The sequence below is a fragment of the Shewanella psychropiezotolerans genome (assembly GCF_007197555.1).
GTDB lineage: Bacteria > Pseudomonadota > Gammaproteobacteria > Enterobacterales > Shewanellaceae > Shewanella > Shewanella psychropiezotolerans.
The window spans coordinates 2422115-2442628 of the sequence record NZ_CP041614.1 but is presented as its reverse complement, the minus strand read 5'-3'; the positions used below and the strand labels follow the sequence as shown (position 1 = coordinate 2442628).

The following is a 20514-nucleotide window of genomic DNA, read 5'->3' as shown; positions in this document are numbered from 1 at the left end:
AATTGAACGTTCAATTAACAAGTTAAAACACGGAAATTCGCTTTTTTATGCCCAGGCCGCCAATGAAAGCTGTGAGACAACAGCAGCTAATCGACGCAACTTTGATCTCAGTTGAACGTCATGGTTTACACCACACCACAATTAATACCATTAGCGATCTAGCCGGCACATCATCCGGGCTAATCAGTCACTATTTTGGTGGTAAACAAGGTCTGATAGAGGCGACACTCAAGCATCTTCTCGACGAACTTAAACTGGCTTTATTGAGTCGCACCTCAGGTAAAAACCTGACCTCAATCGAACGTCTATTCATGATTGTCGAAGCCAACTTTACCGAGTTTCAACGTTCAACCCCGGCTACTAAGACTTGGTTAAGCTTCTGGTCTCAGGCAGTGCACGAGCCAGGTTTAGCCAGGCTGCAACACATCAACAACCAACGTCTATATAGCAACTTACTGTTTTCTTTTAAGCAATTACTTCCTGAGTCTGAGGCAATAACTGCCTCAAAACAGACTGCGGCTATGATTGACGGGTTTTGGCTACGCAGCGCATTGAGCGCCTACCCCGAGAAAGAATTCGAGCAAGCCCAATTATTATGTAAAGCCTTTATTGAGGCTGTGATCATCCAGTATGGAGAACATCAATGTCATTAGTTGTTTATCAAAATTATGTCCACGGACAATCTCTCTCCAATGACACAGGTGAAACCTTCGAAGTCATTAATCCGGCGACCGGAGAAGTCAGTTACTTAGTTGAAGTCGCTGATGAAAAAATTCAACAAGCGGCCATAGAAAGTGCCAAGACAGGTTTTGCCATCTGGTCAAAGATGACCCCGATGGAACGTAGTCGCATTCTATTAAAGGCAGTGACGATTCTGCGAGAGCGCAATGACGAACTTGCCGTAATCGAAGTACAAGATACAGGTAAGCCTTGGCAAGAGGCCTCTGAGGTCGACGTAGTGACTGGAGCCGACTCCATCGAGTTTTTTGCAGGACTAGCGCCAAGTATCGAAGGTAATCAACAGCAAGTTGGCGATGATTTCTATTACACCCGCCGTGAGCCTCTAGGGATCTGTGCCGGTATTGGCGCATGGAACTATCCTTTGCAGATAGCCTGCTGGAAATCGGCACCGGCACTGGCATGCGGCAATGTGATGATTTTTAAGCCGTCTGAAGAGACGCCACGAGGAGCACTGAATCTGGCTGAAGTCTTCACTCAAGCAGGCGCACCCGATGGCGTGTTTAACGTCGTTCAGGGAGATGGCCGCGTCGGTGCATGGCTGACGACACATGAGGATATCGCTAAGGTATCCTTCACCGGAGAAGTCGGTACAGGTAAAAAAGTGATGGCTGCGGCAGCGGGCTCACTGAAACAAGTGACCATGGAGCTAGGCGGCAAGTCACCTCTGATCATCTTCAACGATGCCGATGTCGACAATGCGGTATCTGCGGCCATGTTAGGTAACTTCTACACTCAAGGTGAAGTTTGTACCAACGGCACCCGGGTGTTTGTCCAGCAAGACATTTACCCAAGCTTTATCGAGAAACTGCTTGAGCGCACACAGAAGAATATAGTTTGCGGCGATCCTATGGATCCAGCCACTAACTTTGGCGCTCTCATTTCAAAAGACCACCAAGCAAAAGTGCTCGAATATATCGAGATTGGCAAGGAAGAAGGCGCACATCTGCTTACAGGTGGTCAGGCCTTGCGACCAGAGAATGCCCCTAATGGCTTCTTCGTCGCCCCTACCATCTTTACTCAGTGCACCGATGAAATGACCCTGAGCAAAGAAGAGATTTTCGGCCCTGTGATGTCGGTACTGACCTTTACTGATGAAGATGAAGTGATCAGACGTGCTAACGATACCCGTTTAGGCTTAGCCGCCGGTGTCTTTACTCAAGATATCACCCGCGCCCATCGCGTGATCCATCAACTAGAGGCAGGGATCTGCTGGATAAATGCCTATGGCGCCTCCCCTGCTGAGATGCCCGTCGGTGGATACAAGATGTCAGGCATAGGCCGTGAAAACGGCAGCGAGACCTTGAAAGCCTATACTCAAATTAAAGCTGTGTATGTCGGTATGCAGCCACTGGAAAGCCCGTTTTAAGACATGAATATGACAAATACCCAGACACAAAAACAATCCGAGTACGATTACATCATAGTTGGCGCTGGCAGTGCAGGTTGTGTATTAGCCAACCGACTGTCGGCAGACTCGGCGAACAAGGTACTCTTATTAGAAACCGGTGGCAGTGATAGAAGCATCTTCATCCAGATGCCGACAGCCCTGTCGATCCCGATGAACAGTGCTAAGTACGCATGGCAGTTTGAGACTGAGGCCGAGCCTCACCTGGACAATCGCCGTATGCATTGCCCACGTGGAAAAGTATTAGGCGGCTCCTCCTCTATCAATGGCATGGTCTACGTAAGGGGTCATGCCCGTGATTTCGATGAGTGGCAGCAAAGCGGCGCAAAAGATTGGGATTATGCCCATTGCCTGCCCTACTTCAAGAAAGCCGAAACCTGGGCCTTTGGCGCTGATGAGTACCGTGGTGATGCGGGACCTCTGGCGATCAATAACGGCAACAATATGAAGAACCCCTTATATCAGGCCTTCGTCGATGCCGGTGTCGATGCCGGATACTTGGCAACGGCGGATTATAACGGTACCCAGCAAGAGGGCTTTGGCCCTATGCATATGACCATCAAGAATGGCGTACGTTGGTCGACGGCCAATGCATACCTTAGACCTGCGATGAAACGCAGTAACCTGACAGTCGTTACCCATGCCTTGGTACACAAGGTGCTATTCCAGGGTAAAAAAGCGGTCGGTGTTCGTTATGAGCGCAAGGGCAAAATTACCGATATCGAGTGCAACAATGAAGTAGTACTGAGCGCAGGCTCCATCGGCTCGCCACACATTCTTCAGTTATCAGGCATAGGTGAGGCCGATACTTTGGCCAAAGCAGGTATTGACCTGATACATGAATTACCTGGTGTAGGCGAAAACCTACAAGATCATCTCGAGTTCTATTTTCAGTTTAAGTGTCTTAAACCCATTTCGCTCAATGGTAAACTCGATCCATTGAATAAGCTGTTTATCGGTACCCGCTGGATCTTAAATAAATCTGGCTTAGGCGCGACCAATCATTTCGAGTCTTGTGGCTTTATTCGCTCCAAACCAGGACTTGAGTGGCCAGATCTGCAATATCACTTCCTGCCTGCAGCCATGCGTTATGACGGTAAAGAGGCCTTCGCGGGACACGGATTCCAGGTCCACATAGGTCACAACAAGCCAAAGAGTCGCGGTGCTGTCAAGGTCGTATCCAGCGATCCCCATGCGGCCCCGAGTATTCAATTTAATTACCTATCTCATCAAGATGATATTGAGGGCTTTCGGGCTTGTGTACGTTTAACCCGAGAGATCATTAATCAGCCTGGGCTCGATGAGTACCGTGGCGAAGAGATCCAACCGGGAACTGGGATTCAAACAGATGAAGAGATCGATACCTTCGTCAGAAGCTCGGTCGAGAGTGCTTACCACCCCTCCTGTTCATGCAAGATGGGCGAAGATGCTATGGCTGTAGTGGACTCAGAAACCAGAGTACATGGCATCCAAGGGCTTAGGGTGGTTGATTCATCGATTTTCCCTATCATTCCCAATGGCAACCTTAACTCACCCACAATCATGGTGGCCGAGCGCGCTGCCGATCTTATTTTGGGCAATGCACCTTTGACAGCCAGTACGGTCCCCGTCACCTTAGCCAGTGATTGGCAGCAGAAACAGAGGCTAAACCCACCAAAAAGATAACCCCTGATGACTCGTTAGCCCGAGGCATGAGGACAAGAGGTAATTACCAGGTAGTAAGGCCAACCTGAGCCGTATCGGCTAAATGGCCCTATTAACGCCAAGTTCAATTTATCAATCCTTAAATTTTGTCGCATCGATGTTTAAGGCTTGAGGGATTCTTACGAGTTTAAAACCTTGTTCCTTGGCACATTTAGAATAAAAATAAGGAACTAAACCTATGTTTTATCATAATATTAAGGCGAGGACTCAATAATGACAACCTGGCTTACTATCGGGATATTATTTACCTTCGCCGCTATCGCCTTTGTGATTTACCGTTGGGGTAATGTGGAATGTATCGGTGTCACCCCCGTTCGTACTTTCACCTTTATCGCCATACTCTTCACCTCTGGACTCGACGTGGGACTCATCATGTTCCCCCTCACCGAGTTTGCCGGATATGCTGATGTGACTGCTAGCCCTGAATACGGCTTTAGCAATCCTTTGGCCATAGAGTTTGGCTTCTGGGCATTTCTGATCTGGGCATTTTACTTCTTAACTTGCTTCTATTTCTGTGTGATAGAGCCGAGAGTTAAATTCTTTGAGATCCCGCTGATTAAGTTTATCAATAACCTGGTCATTATCGGTACCTGTGCCTTCACCGCTTACCTCTTGCTGACTAACCTACCTTGGTATCTGCCGGGGATGGGCGACGGTGAGACTATTGTCAGCAGCTTCTATCTGATTGTCTTTGCCGTGATTGCCACAGCTGTTTATTCCAGTACCAGTATTCGTTACGTCCGAACCCTGAGCTTAGCCAGCACTTGGATGTTCTTAGGCTTGATCGTGATAATGTGGGCTGGCGCTTTCTTGTCGGACGGCTCCGGTGTCGGCGAGTTTATCACCACCTTTGCCATGATCGGCGATTACTTCGGCAACCTACATCACTTTGTATTACCGATGAATGATTACCATGAATTCTACCTGTTTTGGTGGTTTGCCTGGAGCATCATGATTGGTCAATTTACCTCTCGCTTCGTGGGTGGTATGAAGACCTATCAAGTGCTGATAGCCATGATGGTGTTCCCATCTATCCCAATCGCAGTTTGGTTTACTGTGCTTTACTACTACAGCGCCAACGAAATCGCGACCACAGGTTTCTATAACTTAGCTATGGTCATGGTAGGTATCACCTTTGTAGTCAATTCACTGGATTCACTCATTCGACTCTATACTGACAATCTAAACTTAACTGTACAGCGTTTCGGTAAGACCAAGTACATCATCGGCAACATAGTGCTTATGAGTGGATTAACCTTACTGTTCCAACTGGATTTCTTGCAAATACAGTGGGTAGGTGCGGTCGCTATCGGTCTGATTTTAGGTTGCTTCGGTTATATTTTAGCGAAGAAATATAAGCAAGTGGCGACCATCGAGCAATCACCTAAAGAAAACAAGATTGATTTTACTAAAATTGAATTAGCTAACTAATAAGCTGAAAATAAAACAAAGAGAAGATGATGAACAATACAATAAAAAATCTAGCATTACTGGGATTAATAGCCCTACCGACAACGGCAATGGCAGGCGTAAGCTCGACCGTCACGGCGGTATCTGATTACACCTTCAACGGTGTGAGCCAAACAGATAATGGCCCGGCCTTACAAGCCAGCCTGGATTATGCAGCAGATTCAGGTTGGTATGTTGGCACTTGGGCCTCAAATGTCGACTTTGGCTCGGGTGACGATACCTGGTTAGAGTTAGATTTCTATGGCGGTAAGTTCTTCCAGCTAACACAGAGCGTGTCTCTGGACGCCGGTATCGCTTATTACACCTATCATGGTGACTCTGGTTCAGATGAATACCAATACCCTGAGCTATACACTAAGTTTGGTTATGCTTCATCAATCGGCCAGAGTGAACTTAATTTCTGGTATTCATGGGATTATTTTGGTGTCGATGCAGGCCATTACATCATGATGGCAGCTCATACGTTTAATATTGCCGAAGGTCATGACATTCGAATCGTTTTCGATCGCTCAACCTCTCTCGATGAAGACAAATGGGCATGGGATGGAGATAAGGCCTACAACCATTACCGCGCCGAGTATATGACAAGCTGGAAAGGCTTCGACTTTAATCTCGCGGTGGAAGATACCAGCATGAACATGGATACCAGCGATACCCGTGCGGTATTGTCTGTAGCGCGAACCTTTGGTTTCTAACTTGGCCTTGCTAGGCAAGGTTAGTCCATAAAACATGCAGAATAGCGCTTAAACGTTATTCTGCATTTTTGTTGCGTGAGTCCCACTAAGAATTCTGTTATTGTGCTCAAAAATGAGGGGAGGATTATGGAAAAGTACGAACAACTATTGATTTCACTGCGCCGGGTTATTCGGGCCATCGATATACATTCCCGTCAGCTGAATAAGCAATCGGGGTTAACTGGCCCTCAACTCATGGTCATGCAAAACATTGCCCAGTTGGACGCACCTCTCGTCAAAGAGATAGCCCAAGAAGTTGCCCTGAGTCCTGCCACTGTGACCACGATTATCGATAGACTCGAAAGCCGTAAATTGGTGTTCAGAACTCGTAGTAAAACAGATAAACGCAAAGTGCATCTGTCATTGAGTGAAGATGGACAAGCGTTACTGAGCAACGCCCCAAAGCCCCTTCAAGAACATTTTATTACCCGTTATCAAAACCTCGAAGGGTGGGAGCAGAGTCAACTGCTGTCGGCCGTAGAGCGTATCGCCTCGATGATGGATGCCCAGGAACTCGATGCAGCTCCTGTGTTACTGGTGGGCCAGATTCAAGCCGAAGAGTAGCGTCACCGCTGGTTTCTAAAAACGAAGGCGAGCTTAGGCGTCGATACAGACTAAGTTTCGACCAGACTCTTTGGCATCATAAAGGGCCTTATCGGCTCTTTGGATAAGTCCATCCAGACCATCATCTGCCAGTCCGGCAATACCTGTGCTCACAGTGATAAACATATCCCCCTCGAAGTCACGATAGGCTTCATCTCCAGTTGAGAGCGAAACTTATCCATCAAGGCAAAGGCTTTCTCTTGATTAAGGCCTTTAAACGCAACGGTGAACTCCTCACCACCGAATCGAAATACGGTAAAGTGTTGACCGAAGAAATGCTTTAAACGAGCCGAAAACTCAATTAACACTTCATCTCCCACATCATGGCCATGGGTATCGTTGACCCTCTTAAAGAAATCGAGATCCAACAAGGCAACCGTTAATACCCCTGCTTCTGCTTAATTTGTTCAATTTGCTCTTCAAAGAGCCCGAAAAAATATCGACGGCTATAAACACCAGTTAAGTAATCTAAGTTAGCTTGATCCCACAGCTTACGGATCATATCCAGAGAGTCCAAAGTATTGAGCACTCGGCAGTGAAACTCTTCATGGACGAAGGGCTTCTTCAGAAAGTCATTGGCACCATTTTTAATGAATCGTGCAGACAAACTCTCATCCGAATCACTGGACAGGCCGATGATCGCCAGCTCTTCCCGGCTGAACTTTTCTCTGACCTTCAAGATGAGACCAAAACCATCCAAACCTGGCATATTGTAGTCTGTGATAAGCAGCTGGACATCTGGTTGGCTTTGTAATATCTCCCAAGCCGAATTTCCATCATCGGCTTCGATAACTTGATAGAGGTGCTGCTCGAGTAAAGTTCTGACAAATCTTCGGCTCACCACGGAATCATCGGCAACAAGGACTTTGACGTCTATATTACGTTGAAGACGACGAACTAAACGGACGACATATTCGTAACTGAAACGATTTTCTTTTAAGATATAATCGACAATGCCGAGTTGTAACAGGCGCTGACGCTTCTCTGAATCCAGACTTCCGGTGAGCACGATACAGGGCGTCTTTTTTGACAGAACCAGCCTGACGATTTCCCCTTCCTGGGCATCGGGCAGATTTAAGTCTGTGATCGCGACAAAATATTTTTTCTGTTCTAATAGCAATTTTGCCGACGCCATATCCACCGCGAAATCGACTTCACAGTCTAACTCCTGAGCAATAAGATGCTGTAAAATACGGGACACAACTTTACTGTCCTCTACGACTAAAATACGCAATTTATTCTCCTAAGGCTTATTCTATTTATAATATAATGACTTACTTTTATTTCCCTCATAGGTATTATCATATATTTCTCTGATGAGCGTGTTCTGGCGAGGATTCCGTTTCTCGTTTATATCCACTGCTACGTCTTTGAACTATGCCACCCCTTCATGGAGCCGAATATGTTTTGTTGCATCTATTAAAGGTAGCACTTTAGCTCTGTTTGCCACAAAAGATTTACCTGATAGTATCGATAATTTTGTACAAGCGATGCCTTATCGACCCTTACAGATAATTACCGAGTGTTTTAGCGCTTCTATCGAGATTGAACGACTCACTATCATCGACATGTGTTGTTCTTGCCCTATTGAGATCAATCACGACCGTTGCCGAAATTTTATCTTGTATTGCCTGCCTGTTTGCATCCCAAAATATTTGTAGAAATCCAAGCAGCCCAGTTGCAAATCCAGCACCATAGCCACCATAACGACCAAAAGAATCCCATAAAGAGAGTTTAGTGCCATCGAGTTGGATGACTCTAATCCCCAGTAGCTTCTTGCCCAAAGTTTGTCCGTCAAACCAGGCGGTAAATACGGTGAAGTAAAATGCAGCCCAACCAAAGCCCAAACCTAAGTCATTGAGTATCCCTTTTGCCCAGGAAATTATACTGTAGTCATCCCCTCATCATCTTCTTTGTCTAATTTTTGTAACTGGCTCATCTCACCCGATTGGCTAAACTCATGCAGTTCCTGGACTTCCTCTGGTAGGTTCAGCTCTTGTAACACCCGAGTATTGGTTAAGACTTCCTCATCACCGGATTGTTCAGACCCCTGTGGCGGTACTAATTCAGTCTCCTTAATGACACTAGCCTCATTTAACTTATCTTTCTCGAGCCCATTTACCTCACCTAATTTTAACTCATCCAATTCGGCCAGGCCTTGCGCTATATTCTGCTTAAGCTTTACCTTGTCGGCTTCCGATAAGGCAAGATCTTCTATGGTATCCTTGAGTATCGAGGCCTGCTCAGAAATTGGCAATTGTGATGCTCTCAGTGCAGGCACTAACTCATTTAGCTCAGTTTCGGCGCAATCCAAAGTTAAACAACTGCTAAAACGAATAATATTGGGTACATAACCAATAAGCTGGCCTACAGCTTCCATTGTCACTGGCGAAGCGGAGAAGCCTGACTCTATATTTAAATCATCATCATCGGCTGAGGATAAGAAGTTCCCTATTGTCACCCAAAGCATCATCACCAACATGGAAATATACAGGCCCCATTTAAATATTTTCCCCAGTTCACGGCTCTTTTTCTGGATCAGCAAGGTCAAACCAACTAATAGGATAAACACCCAGCCCGCCTGCTCAGCGAGCACGGAAATCAACAAGCCATCGACCAACATGGCCAAGCCACGCTTCATTGGAGTCGCTAATGGGGTATAGAGCACCTGAGGTGCAATCTCGAAGGCAAAGGGAGTGACGATTGATTTAGGATCGGTTTTAGGAGCCAATTGCGAGACGTGTTCAGATTTTTTCTCGTGAGTTGCACTTATCATAGCTATCCGCTTTTATTATTTTTTTAGTTTATACACAGATAAACTTATGCCAAAGTGAGCAAATATTTTATACCTAAGGTAGGTAAATACCTTTATATTAAACATCTTAGATTTAGTAGTAGATATAAGCCAGAATCAATTACAGATACAATAGGTTAACATTTTTAACCGACTTCCAACTCAAGGTTTAATACTAGATACATGATGTTTCATAACTAAATGGAATAACGAAGAACAAACTATCACTTCTATTGCCGCTAAAGGCGATTATGATTAGCTTGGATATTCAAAGGAGCAGCAAGCAATGAGCAAAATTTTCGAAGACAATTCTTATACCATAGGTAACACCCCTCTTGTTCGCCTAAAACGTGTGAGCAAAGGCAATGTTTTAGCCAAAATAGAAGCCAGAAATCCAAGCTTTAGCGTTAAGTGCCGCATCGGTGCAAATATGATTTGGGATGCTGAGAAGAAAGGTTTGCTGACTCAAGATAAAGAGCTGATCGAACCAACATCGGGTAATACAGGTATCGCCCTGGCTTATGTTGCAGCAGCACGCGGTTATAAGCTGACTCTAACCATGCCAAATACCATGAGCCTGGAGCGCCGTAAGCTACTCAAAGCTTTAGGGGCTAATTTAGTGCTTACCGATGGTGCTAAAGGCATGAAGGGCGCTATCGACAAGGCCGAAGAAATTCGCCAATCTGCTCCTGAGAAATATGTATTACTGCAGCAATTTGATAACCCGGCTAACCCAGAGATCCATGAAAAGACAACGGGTCCTGAGATCTGGAACGACACCGACGGTGAAGTCGATGTTATCGTTGCGGGTGTGGGCACCGGTGGTACTATCACTGGGGTGAGCCGTTTTATTAAGAATGCTAAAGGTAAGGCAATCACTTCTGTTGCTGTCGAGCCGGCGGATTCACCGGTTATCGCCCAGACTCTTGCAGGTCAACCAGTACAACCTGGACCACATAAGATCCAAGGTATCGGTGCTGGTTTCATTCCTGGTAACTTAGACCTTGAGATAATCGATCGCGTCGAAGCTGTGACTAACGAAGAGTCAATCGAAATGGCTCAACGTTTGATGAAAGAGGAAGGTATTTTAGTGGGTATCTCTTCCGGTGCAGCGGTAGTGGCTGCAAATCGCATTGCCGAGCTTCCAGAATTTGAAGGCAAGACCATAGTTGTGATTTTACCCTCTGCTGCCGAGCGTTATCTCTCTTCAGTATTATTCCAGGGCGAATTCTCTGACGCTGAAAATGTTCAGTAAGAATCACTGATATTGGAATTAAAAAACCGGATGTGATATCCGGTTTTTTTATGCCTCCCCGTTACGCAAGAATACCTCTGATAATATTTCGAATCGTCGAACTGATTATTTTTTCAAACTCGGGCCCGGACTCACTATTATCGTCTCGAACGATAGATTGGTATTCGAGCAGCTTTATCAAGCCTAATATTTGGTAGGCATCCGCCAACGAGCTGCACGAACCCAGCTGCTCGAAAAAACCTTGAATGGTCGCCAGTAAAGATTCATCTAACTGCTTTATCGCACTGGCAAGTTGTTTGTTTCTGAGCGCTTCCTCATGAAAAGCCACCTCCAGTATACGATCATCTCTACAGGACACCTGCTCTCGGATATGGGTACAGATAAATTGCGTTAACTTGCTCACTAAAACTTCAGTGCTTTCGCTAGCTTTATATGCTTCTTCGTCGGCTCCTAGGCTCGCACTGCTGAATTGTTTGAGTAACTCGAAGCTGCGGGTTTCTAACTTTTTATTCATCCATAAGGTTTTTTCAGCAAAATAGGTCAATGAATCACTGATAAGATCTTTGATGTCTTTAAAATAATAAGTGGTAGATGCTAAAGGCACATCGGCTTCTTTCGCCACGGCGCGATGGCGAACCCCACGGATCCCCTCTCTGACAATAAGCCTCAGGGTGGCTTCTAAAATAACCAGCCGCCTCGCCTCGCCATCACTTCGGCTTGTTTGACGTCCCACATAGGTTAACTGATGAGTCATCATGAGTCCTTCTGCTCTTTAGCCAGCTCATTACGCTGGCAATATCTTGAAAAATAGTCACTAAGCTTAACATTTTCACTTGTACCAATATAAGTCACTATAAATTTTGTTCCGACATTTGTTTTTAATTCTTTTTGTTTATCTCTCTAACAAAACAAGAAATTGCGTCTAATCTTATAACAACAGAGCATATTTTCAGATGCTTAGGCACATCACTTACCAAACACTTACATTTTAACATAACGTCAACTTAATATGACAGACAGGACCACTCAGTTGCAATAAGGGAGCGAACTATGGAGTCGATTAAAATTGCTGACTACATGAATAGACATCCAGTTACATTTACAGCGCATATGCCAATCGCAGAGGCAGTTGAACTCTTCCTGCATAACAAACAAATTGGTGGGCCCGTTATTGATGAAAATAGAAAAGTCATAGGCTTTCTGTCTGAACAAGACTGCTTAATCAAGATGCTGGAAGCCACTTACCTCAACGAAAATCATTATGCTGTAGGAGATGTGATGCATGGCGATCCTCTTACGGTAAAGAAGGAAGCATCTGTCTTAGACCTAGCGCAAAAGATGACCCATCACAAGCCTAAAATTTACCCTATTGTAGATGAAGAAGATAAATTAATTGGCGTAATTAATCGCTCAGCGGTATTAAAGGCCTTAGACGACCATTTAAGAGCCATGTATGAGCGTGGACACACCCGTTTGGTTTAGCTTGTACTCGCGATGATACCAACCTGGACTAAAATCTCAGCGGATCAATGCAGTCAAGCATGCGAACACAAGTCACTCATTAAAATAAAAATATTAGCTAACTCATTTTTTTGAACTCATTTTTTTGGACTATGCTTTATCACAATTAAGGCATGGCCTATAAATTAAGTCTTTTGGGATAAGAAACAAAGAATAAGGCGCTGAGCTATGGTATCTGCGAGTTTTATTTTCTATGTTTTGGCAATAATCATAGTCACCATGACGATGATTATTCTGTCGCATGCCCTAAACCCCAGAGGTCATAAGAGAAGCAACGCCTACCCCTATGAATCTGGCATAGTCCCCGTCGGTGATACCAATATTCGCTGGAACGTAAACTATTTCTTAATCGCCATCTCCTTCGTAATTTTCGACATCGAAGCCGTATTTCTCTACCTCTGGTCCTTGGTGGTAGTAGAAACAAGTTGGCCCGGCCTGCTCACAGCCAGTTTATTTATCTTAGCCCTGTTCATTGCCTTGATTTATGAGATCAAACAAGGCGCCTTCAATTGGGGAATTCGCAAAGAGGGGGAATCTTGATGCGATGGCAATTAACCAAACCTGATATTAACGACACTCAGACAATTCCAACGGCCTCAATGAGCATGCAAGAGGTGGTAGAGAAGAACCTGTTAGTCACCCGCTTAGAAGACCTAGTCGCTTGGGGAAGAAGCAACTCCTTATGGCCGTTTAATTTCGGCTTATCTTGCTGCTACGTCGAGATGGCCACCTCTTTCACCAGTCGTCATGATATCGCCAGATTTGGCTCCGAAGTCATTAGAGCGACGCCAAGAGAAGCCGATCTCATCGTCATCTCCGGTACAGTATTTCTTAAGATGGCCCCGGTGATCAAGCACCTTTATGATCAGATGTTGGAACCCAAGTGGGTAATAAGCATGGGCTCATGTGCCAATTCAGGCGGCATGTATGATGTTTATAGCGTGGTCCAGGGTGCAGATAAATTCCTCCCCATAGACCTTTATGTTCCGGGTTGCCCACCCAGACCTGAAGCCCTGATGTATGGGCTCACTTTACTACAAGAGGCCATCAAGAATGGCGATGCCAGACAGCGAAGACCACTCAACCGCGTCATCACCCCACAAGAGATAGAATCCTTTTCCTGCCGTAACCTCCGGGATGAAAAACATGCCTTAAGAGTCGCTAGCAATAAACTCACGCCGCCAGACAGGGTATAAAGATGACCATAATGACGAAGGATATGTCAGCAATACCCACACGGACTCTCAAACTGGGGCTGACATTAGCCATGATCCCTGAACTGGAACGTCTTCTGGGAGACAGTGCTATTGAGCAGAATACGGCGGACAATATTCTCACCCTCTGGATAGATAAGCATCAGGTTACTCCAGCCTTAAATCTGCTCAAATCGATTCCCGAGCCGTTCAACTTTCTGTTCGACCTCTATGCCGTCGACGAGCGTCTTAGGTTAGATAAAGCGTTACTGCCGGCCAAAGATTTCACCTTGGTGTATCAACTCCTCTCCATAGAAAGAAACCAAGATATTCGCCTTAAGGTCGCGCTTGAGGATAATGAACATCAAGCCAGCATCACTTCAATCTGGCCCTCGGCAAACTGGTATGAGCGTGAAGCCTGGGATCTGTTTGGCATCGTATTCGATGCACACCCTAACCTGTGCCGTATTCTGTTACCGCCAACCTATCAGGGCCACCCCCTGCGCAAAGAGTTTCCCTGCCGCGCCACCGAGACTGAGCCATTCACTCTGGATGATGAAAAGCTTGCCAGAGAGCAAGATGCGCTAAGATTCAATCCAAAAGAATGGGGAATGGACGACAGCAGCGAAGATAATGATTATCTGTTTCTCAATCTGGGCCCGAATCATCCCAGCGTACACGGGGTATTTAGAATCGCGCTGCAACTCGATGGCGAGCAGATTAAAAATTCGGTACCTGATATTGGTTATCACCATAGAGGCGCAGAAAAGATAGCGGAGCGTCAGACCTGGCATGGCTTTATCCCCTACACTGACAGAATTGACTATTTAGGCGGGGTGATGAACAACTTCCCCTATATTTTGGCCATAGAACAATTAGCTGATATTCGGGTATCTGAGCGAGTCGAGTGCATCCGGGTCATGTTGGCCGAGTGTTTTCGCATATTGAGTCATATGCTGTTCTTCGGTACGTTTGCCCAAGATGTCGGTCAGCTCTCTCCCATCTTTTATCTGTTTATCGACAGAGAAAAACTGTTCAGCATCATTGAGGCCATCACAGGTGCTCGCATGCACCCAAGTTGGTTTAGGATAGGTGGTGTGGCCCAAGACCTGCCTCAGGGCTGGCATATTATGATGCAGGAATTCGTCGATTACTTCCCGGCCAAGCTCGATGAATACGAAGTCATGGTGATGCAAAACAGCATACTCAAAAATCGCGCCGTGGGCATAGGCAAGTATGACACCCAGCAGGCCCTCGAATGGAATATCTCCGGCGTAGGCATAAGAGCCACGGGTCTCGAGTGGGATCTGCGAAAAGCCCGCCCCTACTCAGGCTATGAAAACTATCAGTTCGACATTCCGACGGCCCACAATGGCGATGCCTATGACCGCTGCCAACTCAGGGTCGATGAGATGAGACAAAGCATAAAGATCATCCAACAATGCATAGATCATATGCCACAGGGAAACTATAAGGCAGACCATCCATTAACCACCCCACCAAGAAGCGACAGGAGCAAGCAAGATATTGAAACCCTGATCCAACACTTTATGAATGTGAGTTGGGGAGGTGTGATGCCCAAAGGAGAGTCAAGTTTCGCCGTTGAAGCCACCAAAGGCATCAACGCTTACACCCTGATATCTGACGGTACCAGCTCAAGTTATCGAACTCGGATCCGCACCCCATCTTTTCCCCATTTGCAAATGATCCCAACCATGGCAAAGGGGCTAATGGTAGCCGACTTGATTGTGATCTTAGCCAGTATCGATTTTGTTATGGCCGACGTGGATAGGTAGGGGCTGATATGACACAGAATTATGAGCAGCTATTGAGGATCTCCATCCAGGAAGTCATGTCAGGTGACCTTCCCTCGAACGGCGATGCTTCAACCGATGATCAGGCGGGAAATAACACACAAGCTACATTCACGACACCAGAGAAGATCCATACTCAGGATGAGTTTCCAATCCGTAGCACACTGGCTGAGTCGAGGCTAACACCCAGCGCAGAGACTGCAGCGACTCTAGCCAAGGTTGAAGATAGGCAAGCTGTTGACGATTTATCTCAACTGAGTCCATGTGAAACCAAGCAGCTCGATAAGCTACTGGCATCGGCCCCATATCCGGCAGCGACCTCCATCGATGCACTCAAGGTGATTCAAAAGCAAAGAGGCTGGGTGAGCGATGCCAGTTTATCTCTGCTGTCTGCTTATATTCAGGTCTCCGTTGCAGATCTGGATTCTGTCGCCACCTTCTACAACCTGATATTCAGACAAGCCGTTGGTGAGGTAGTGCTTCACCCCTGTGATGGTATCAGTTGCGACTTAATGGGCGGGGTCGAAGTTCGCGCAGCCATTAGCCAGAAATTACATATTAAACCCGGCGAAACGACGCCAGATAACCGCTTCACCCTAATTCCTCTTCCTTGCCTGGGGCATGTGATAAAGCCCCGGTAATGATAGCGTCAGAGCAAGTTTACCCGCATCTAACCCTGAGTAAAATAGCCCAGTTGCTCGATGAACTGGAGGGAAATAAAAAATGACCTCTCCTCTCAATCCCTTGACTCGTTTCATTACCGATAAAGCTAATTGCTGGCAACTGTCTGAGTACCTGAGTCATGGCGGATACGATGGATTAACCCGGGCTATGGAGATGAGTTCAGATGAGCTGCTAGATAGCATTAAACAATCAAACCTCAGGGGACGCGGTGGAGCTGGCTTCCCAACCGGACTCAAATGGAGCTTTGTCCCTCGCGGGGCAGATGCTCCTAGGGAAAAATACTTGATAGTCAACGCAGATGAAATGGAGCCTGGTGCATTTAAAGACCGCTGGCTGCTTGAGCAGACCCCACATCAGATCATCGAAGGTCTACTCATTGGCGGCTTAACCTTAGGGGCGACTCAAGGCTACATCTTCCTTCGAGGTGACTACTATCTCGCCGAGGAGAGACTGCTGCAGGCGATAGATGAATGCAAGCAACACCACTTACTCGGCCGGGACATCTTAGGCCGAGGTATTCAAGGACAAGCCTTTAACTTCGATATTCATATCCATTCCAGTGCCGGACGTTATATTTGCGGCGAGGAAACTGCACTGATCAACGCCATGGAGGGCAAGCGCGCGACGCCAAGGGCTAAGCCTCCCTTCCCTCAAGTTGCCGGTCTTTGGGGGAAACCTACCATAGTCAACAATGTTGAGACATTTTGTAATCTGCCCCACATCATCAATTTCGGCAGTGACTGGTTTAAGGCACTCGGCAAGGGACAAGACGCAGGCACTAAAATCTTCGGCGTCAGCGGCAGAGTCAAACGTCCAGGACTGTGGGAGCTCCCCATGGGCACATCCATCAGAGAGATCATCGAGCACCATGCTGGCGGCATGTGCGACGGTTATCGGCTCAAGGGCTTACTTCCTGGCGGCGGCTCCACAGATTTCCTCCTCGAAGAACACTTAGATGCTCTCATGGATTACGACGAAATTGGCAAGTTAGGCAGCCGCATGGGCACCGGTACCATCATCATCTTGGACGATCAATATTGCCCCATCTCTATGGTGCTCAACCTAGTGCGCTTCTTCGCTCAGGAGTCTTGCGGCTGGTGCACACCTTGCAGAGACGGCCTGCCCTGGGCCGTTTCCTTACTCGAAAAAATTGAGCGAGGAGAAGGTGAGCTCAAAGACATTGTTCAGCTGGAGGATCTGTGCGACTTTGCAGCACCCGGCAACACCTTTTGCGCACTCGCCCCTGGCGCGGTCGAGCCGCTGCAGAGCGCCCTTAAATATTTCAGGCAAGACTTTGAGACACATATCAATCATCAATGCTGCCCCTATCATGACGAACTAGCCGCAAAGAAGACAGCCACAGCTGAGACACTCAGCACGATAAATGCTAACCGAGTCGAGGGGACGTGATGAATAATCTCAACACTGAAACAGACATGGTCAGCATCACCATAGATAACAAGGCCTATCGAGTATCGCCAAATGAAAACCTGCTGCAAACCTGTCTGACACTTGGGTTAGATCTGCCTTATTTCTGTTGGCATTCGGAGCTGGGCTCAGTGGGCGCCTGTAGACAATGCGCGGTAAAACAGTATCAAAATGATGAGGACAAGGTCGGCCGCTTGGTCATGGCGTGCATGACCCCAGTATGTGACGGCATGGTCATCTCGATGCAAGATACTCAATCAATACAATTTAGACAGACCAATATCGAAGCCATCATGACCCAGCACCCCCACGACTGTCCGGTGTGTGAAGAGGGGGGGAACTGTCACTTGCAGGATATGACCGCCATCAGTGGCCATATCAACCGACGTTACACAGGTAAGAAACGCACGCATCTGAATCAATATTTAGGTCCCATGCTCAATCATGAGATGAACCGCTGCATAGGATGCTATCGCTGCGTCCGCTTCTATCGGGACTACTGTGGTGGGGATGACTTCAATGTGTTTGGCTCGAAAAGCCATCTCTACTTTGGCCGAGCCACATCCGGGGCCCTTGAAAATAACTTCTCAGGCAACTTGGCCGAGGTCTGCCCGACCGGAGTGTTTACCGATAAACCCTTCTCCGAACACTACATACGAAAATGGGACCTACGAACCGCCCCGACTATCTGCCCCCACTGCAGCCTGGGCTGCAACATCACAGTGAGTGAAAGAGATCAGAAGGTTCGCAGGATAACTAACCGCAGGCATGATGAGATCAACGGCCATTTCCTATGCAATATTGGCTTATTTGGTTATGAACATGCTAATCACAATGAACGACTCGATGCTCCCTTGCTGCGCAATAACGCCGATAAGAGTTCTGTAATCCTTTCCAGCATTGAAGCCAAGAAGCAGCTAGCCAAGCTCCTTTCACCAGCGGACAGCGATGACCAAGGAAGCTATCTCAGCCAAGCAACAGGCAAGTGCATTGCCATAGGCTCTGCCAGAACACAGATAGAAAATAATGCTGCGCTGATGAAACTGGTGGGTCAAGACAACTTTTATCTGGGCGTACCGGACCAACAAGTCCAGATGCTGCACATGCTGTGCAGTGCTTATCAGAGCAATAGAGTCAGCCCATTCTCCATCAAACAGGCCCAAGCTTGCGACGCCGCCCTGATAATCAATGAAGACATTAGTCACACGGCGCCCAGACTCGCACTCGCCATCAGGCAGATGAGCCGTAACCTGGGGGTAGACAATGCCGCGAAACTGGGCCTAGCCGATTGGCAAGATGGCTCGGTTAGGAATATAGCGCAAACGAGCCGCTCACCTTTAGCGATTATCGCCAGCGATACCAGTCAATTGTCCAATTTGGCAACTGAGGAAGTTATCATTTCCCCCGATGAGCAAGTGATCTTGCTTGAAGAGATACAGGATCAACTAGCGCACAGACTTGAAGAAACTAAGAAACTTAACGAAGCAGAGAGACTTAACGAAAATCCCGAGCGTTTTACAGACATACCCCATCGCCCCACCAGCTCCGCAGCAGACATAGATAGCGATATTAATAGCAATATCGAACCATATGCAAATACAGAGTCCTATTCTGCTTCTACCCAGCGCATCGTCGACACTCTGTTAACTGCCGACACTCCCATGGTGATTACCGGCCTTCAGAGTCAAGATCCGACTCTGTTGAGCACTAGCCTTAATATTGCAAGTTTGCTCAAACAGCTTAAGCCGAATGCGGGTTTTTATGGGGTGACCAAGCAGGTAAACGATCTTCATTTTGGCCTGCTTATCAAGGATGAGGAAGGAGAGGAAAATTATCAGGGTATCGACTCCTTCATCACCAGAGTCATGGGCCAAGAGGGAGAAGACTCAACCCATAAAGCCCCTGATACCTTGATTGTTTTAGAGACAGATCTGTATCGCTATATGGAAGTTGAGCGACTAGAAGCCGCATTGGATGCGATAGATAATATTATCGTCATAGATCAAATGTTAACCCCAACCGCTCAGATGGCAGATCTTATATTACCAAGCGGCTCTTTTGCCGAATCCCAAGGCTGTTACCTCAGCTCTGAAGGAAGATTACAGCATGGGTTTGCCACCATATCCGGGCTTAATCAACGCATGATGCCCTGGACCTGGCTCTCTGAGCTAACGGATTTATCTAGCCCAGCAGAGATCCATCATTGGCTATCCCAGCATTTCCCCATACTGGCCCCCATAGAGACATTTTCTGAGCTCGCTCAAATCAATCTAGGCTCCCAGTTCCGGATCGCCAGCCAACCCAAACGAGCCAGTGCCAGAACGGCGATACATGCCGTTCATGATGTCAAAGAGCAGATGCCAATATCGGCTTCTGGCACGCCTTTTGTTCAATCTATGGAAGGAGTCGAGGGATTTCGTCAGAGTCAGGTACAGATGATCACAGTCTTGCCCGCTAATGCTTGGTCACCCAAGTGGAACTCAGATCAGGGAGCCAATCGTTTCGGCAATGAAAGTCACTCCCCTTGGACCTTGGGGATCACACTTTTCTCTCAAGCCTCCCCATCGAGCCAGCCAGCATACTCAGACGAGCGTCAAGCTGAGCAAGAAAACGGGCTGCAAACCAATGCGAGTCGAAAGGAAACCAATAGCTCAGAGTTAACAAGCGTCAGCATCCGCTTAATGCCTTCGGCAAACCTATATGCCGATTTTGAGCTGGCAAGCTATTCATCACCAATACACTCCATGAGCCCGGAGCCCAGCCTTAATATTCACCCAAGCCTTGCCGCTTCTTTGAACCTCATCGAAGGAGAGGAAGCCCAGATCCGAGGTGAGCATAGCGCCGCCAGGCTTATGTGCACATTCAATCAGCAGATGTCCCCAGATGTCGCACAAGTACCCAATTCATTATTCACCTTACTGGGTAAGCGAGCCAAGATAAGCCCACTCAAAGGGACGGAGGACAGTGATGGTCCTATATGAGGTGTCACAGCTGTCCACTAGATTATTCACCTTACTGGATAAGCGAGCCCTGATAATGCCACTCAAGGGGAAGGAGGACAGTGATGGTCCTATATGAAGTGTCACCGCTGCCCAATACATTATTCATCCTTTTCACCTTGCAGGTTAAGCGAGCCAAGATAACGCCACTCAAGGGTAAGGAGGACAG

15 protein-coding genes and 2 pseudogenes are annotated in these 20514 nt (G+C 47.0%); 14 read left to right on the top strand and 3 right to left on the bottom strand.

Going from position 1 to position 20514, the window contains the following annotated elements; translation table 11 throughout:
- Positions 1–47: 47 nt before the first annotated feature.
- From betI to FM037_RS10860, 6 genes are all read left to right on the top strand, one after another.
- Positions 48–653 (top strand): transcriptional regulator BetI, encoded by a 606-nt coding sequence (gene betI / locus FM037_RS10885; protein ID WP_144046016.1) that lies wholly within the window; start codon positions 48–50, stop codon positions 651–653.
- Positions 644–2107, top strand: coding sequence for a betaine-aldehyde dehydrogenase (gene betB, locus FM037_RS10880; RefSeq protein WP_144046015.1), 1464 nt, complete (start codon positions 644–646; stop codon positions 2105–2107). Before betI ends, betB begins: the two co-directional genes overlap by 10 nt.
- A 9-nt stretch (positions 2108–2116) precedes the next feature.
- Positions 2117–3811 (top strand): choline dehydrogenase, encoded by a 1695-nt coding sequence (gene betA / locus FM037_RS10875; protein ID WP_229381154.1) that lies wholly within the window; start codon positions 2117–2119, stop codon positions 3809–3811.
- A 252-nt stretch (positions 3812–4063) separates the two neighbouring features.
- Entirely contained in the window at positions 4064–5281 is a 1218-nt protein-coding gene (locus tag FM037_RS10870; protein WP_144046013.1) for a BCCT family transporter, read from the top strand.
- Between the two features lie 29 nt (positions 5282–5310).
- Complete coding sequence (locus tag FM037_RS10865; protein ID WP_144048920.1) at positions 5311–6015, top strand: TorF family putative porin; 705 nt, start codon at positions 5311–5313, stop codon at positions 6013–6015.
- Between the two features lie 126 nt (positions 6016–6141).
- Positions 6142–6618, top strand: coding sequence for a MarR family winged helix-turn-helix transcriptional regulator (locus FM037_RS10860; protein WP_144046012.1), 477 nt, complete (start codon positions 6142–6144; stop codon positions 6616–6618).
- Positions 6619–6651: 33 nt separating this feature from the next.
- Here the strand turns inward: FM037_RS10860 and FM037_RS10855 are convergent.
- Positions 6652–7891, bottom strand: a pseudogene (locus FM037_RS10855) (diguanylate cyclase).
- Positions 7892–8162: 271 nt separating this feature from the next.
- Positions 8163–9433 (bottom strand): annotated as a pseudogene (locus FM037_RS10850) (RDD family protein).
- Positions 9434–9737: 304 nt separating this feature from the next.
- On the opposite strand from FM037_RS10850, the gene cysK reads away from it, so the two are divergent.
- Positions 9738–10706, top strand: coding sequence for a cysteine synthase A (gene cysK, locus FM037_RS10845; protein WP_144046011.1), 969 nt, complete (start codon positions 9738–9740; stop codon positions 10704–10706).
- Between the two features lie 61 nt (positions 10707–10767).
- Here cysK and FM037_RS10840 read toward each other — a convergent pair whose 3' ends face one another.
- Positions 10768–11460 (bottom strand): TetR/AcrR family transcriptional regulator, encoded by a 693-nt coding sequence (locus FM037_RS10840; RefSeq protein ID WP_144048919.1) that lies wholly within the window; start codon positions 11458–11460, stop codon positions 10768–10770.
- A gap of 296 nt (positions 11461–11756) precedes the next feature.
- Between FM037_RS10840 and FM037_RS10835 the strand changes: the two genes are divergently transcribed.
- The 7 genes from FM037_RS10835 to nuoG all read left to right on the top strand — a co-directional run bounded on the left by FM037_RS10835 (position 11757) and on the right by nuoG (position 20327).
- On the top strand, positions 11757–12188 hold the full coding sequence (locus tag FM037_RS10835; RefSeq protein ID WP_144046010.1) for a CBS domain-containing protein: 432 nt from the start codon (positions 11757–11759) through the stop codon (positions 12186–12188).
- 207 nt (positions 12189–12395) lie between these two features.
- A complete protein-coding gene (locus FM037_RS10830; RefSeq protein ID WP_144046009.1) occupies positions 12396–12767 on the top strand; it encodes an NADH-quinone oxidoreductase subunit A in 372 nt (123 codons plus the stop codon).
- Positions 12768–12826: 59 nt separating this feature from the next.
- The gene (locus FM037_RS10825; RefSeq protein ID WP_185977073.1) at positions 12827–13423 is read left to right on the top strand and encodes a NuoB/complex I 20 kDa subunit family protein; all 597 of its coding nucleotides are present in this window, start codon (positions 12827–12829) and stop codon (positions 13421–13423) included.
- A 2-nt stretch (positions 13424–13425) separates the two neighbouring features.
- A complete protein-coding gene (nuoC, locus tag FM037_RS10820) occupies positions 13426–15216 on the top strand; it encodes an NADH-quinone oxidoreductase subunit C/D (RefSeq protein ID WP_144046007.1) in 1791 nt (596 codons plus the stop codon).
- Between the two features lie 8 nt (positions 15217–15224).
- Positions 15225–15875 (top strand): NAD(P)H-dependent oxidoreductase subunit E, encoded by a 651-nt coding sequence (locus FM037_RS10815; RefSeq protein WP_229381153.1) that lies wholly within the window; start codon positions 15225–15227, stop codon positions 15873–15875.
- A gap of 82 nt (positions 15876–15957) precedes the next feature.
- Positions 15958–17328: an NADH-quinone oxidoreductase subunit NuoF gene (gene nuoF, locus FM037_RS10810; protein ID WP_144046006.1), complete on the top strand. Its 1371-nt coding sequence runs from the start codon at positions 15958–15960 to the stop codon at positions 17326–17328.
- Positions 17328–20327, top strand: coding sequence for an NADH-quinone oxidoreductase subunit NuoG (gene nuoG, locus FM037_RS10805; protein WP_229381152.1), 3000 nt, complete (start codon positions 17328–17330; stop codon positions 20325–20327). The genes nuoF and nuoG overlap by 1 nt, the downstream gene beginning before the upstream one ends.
- The last annotated feature ends 187 nt before the right edge of the window (positions 20328–20514 follow it).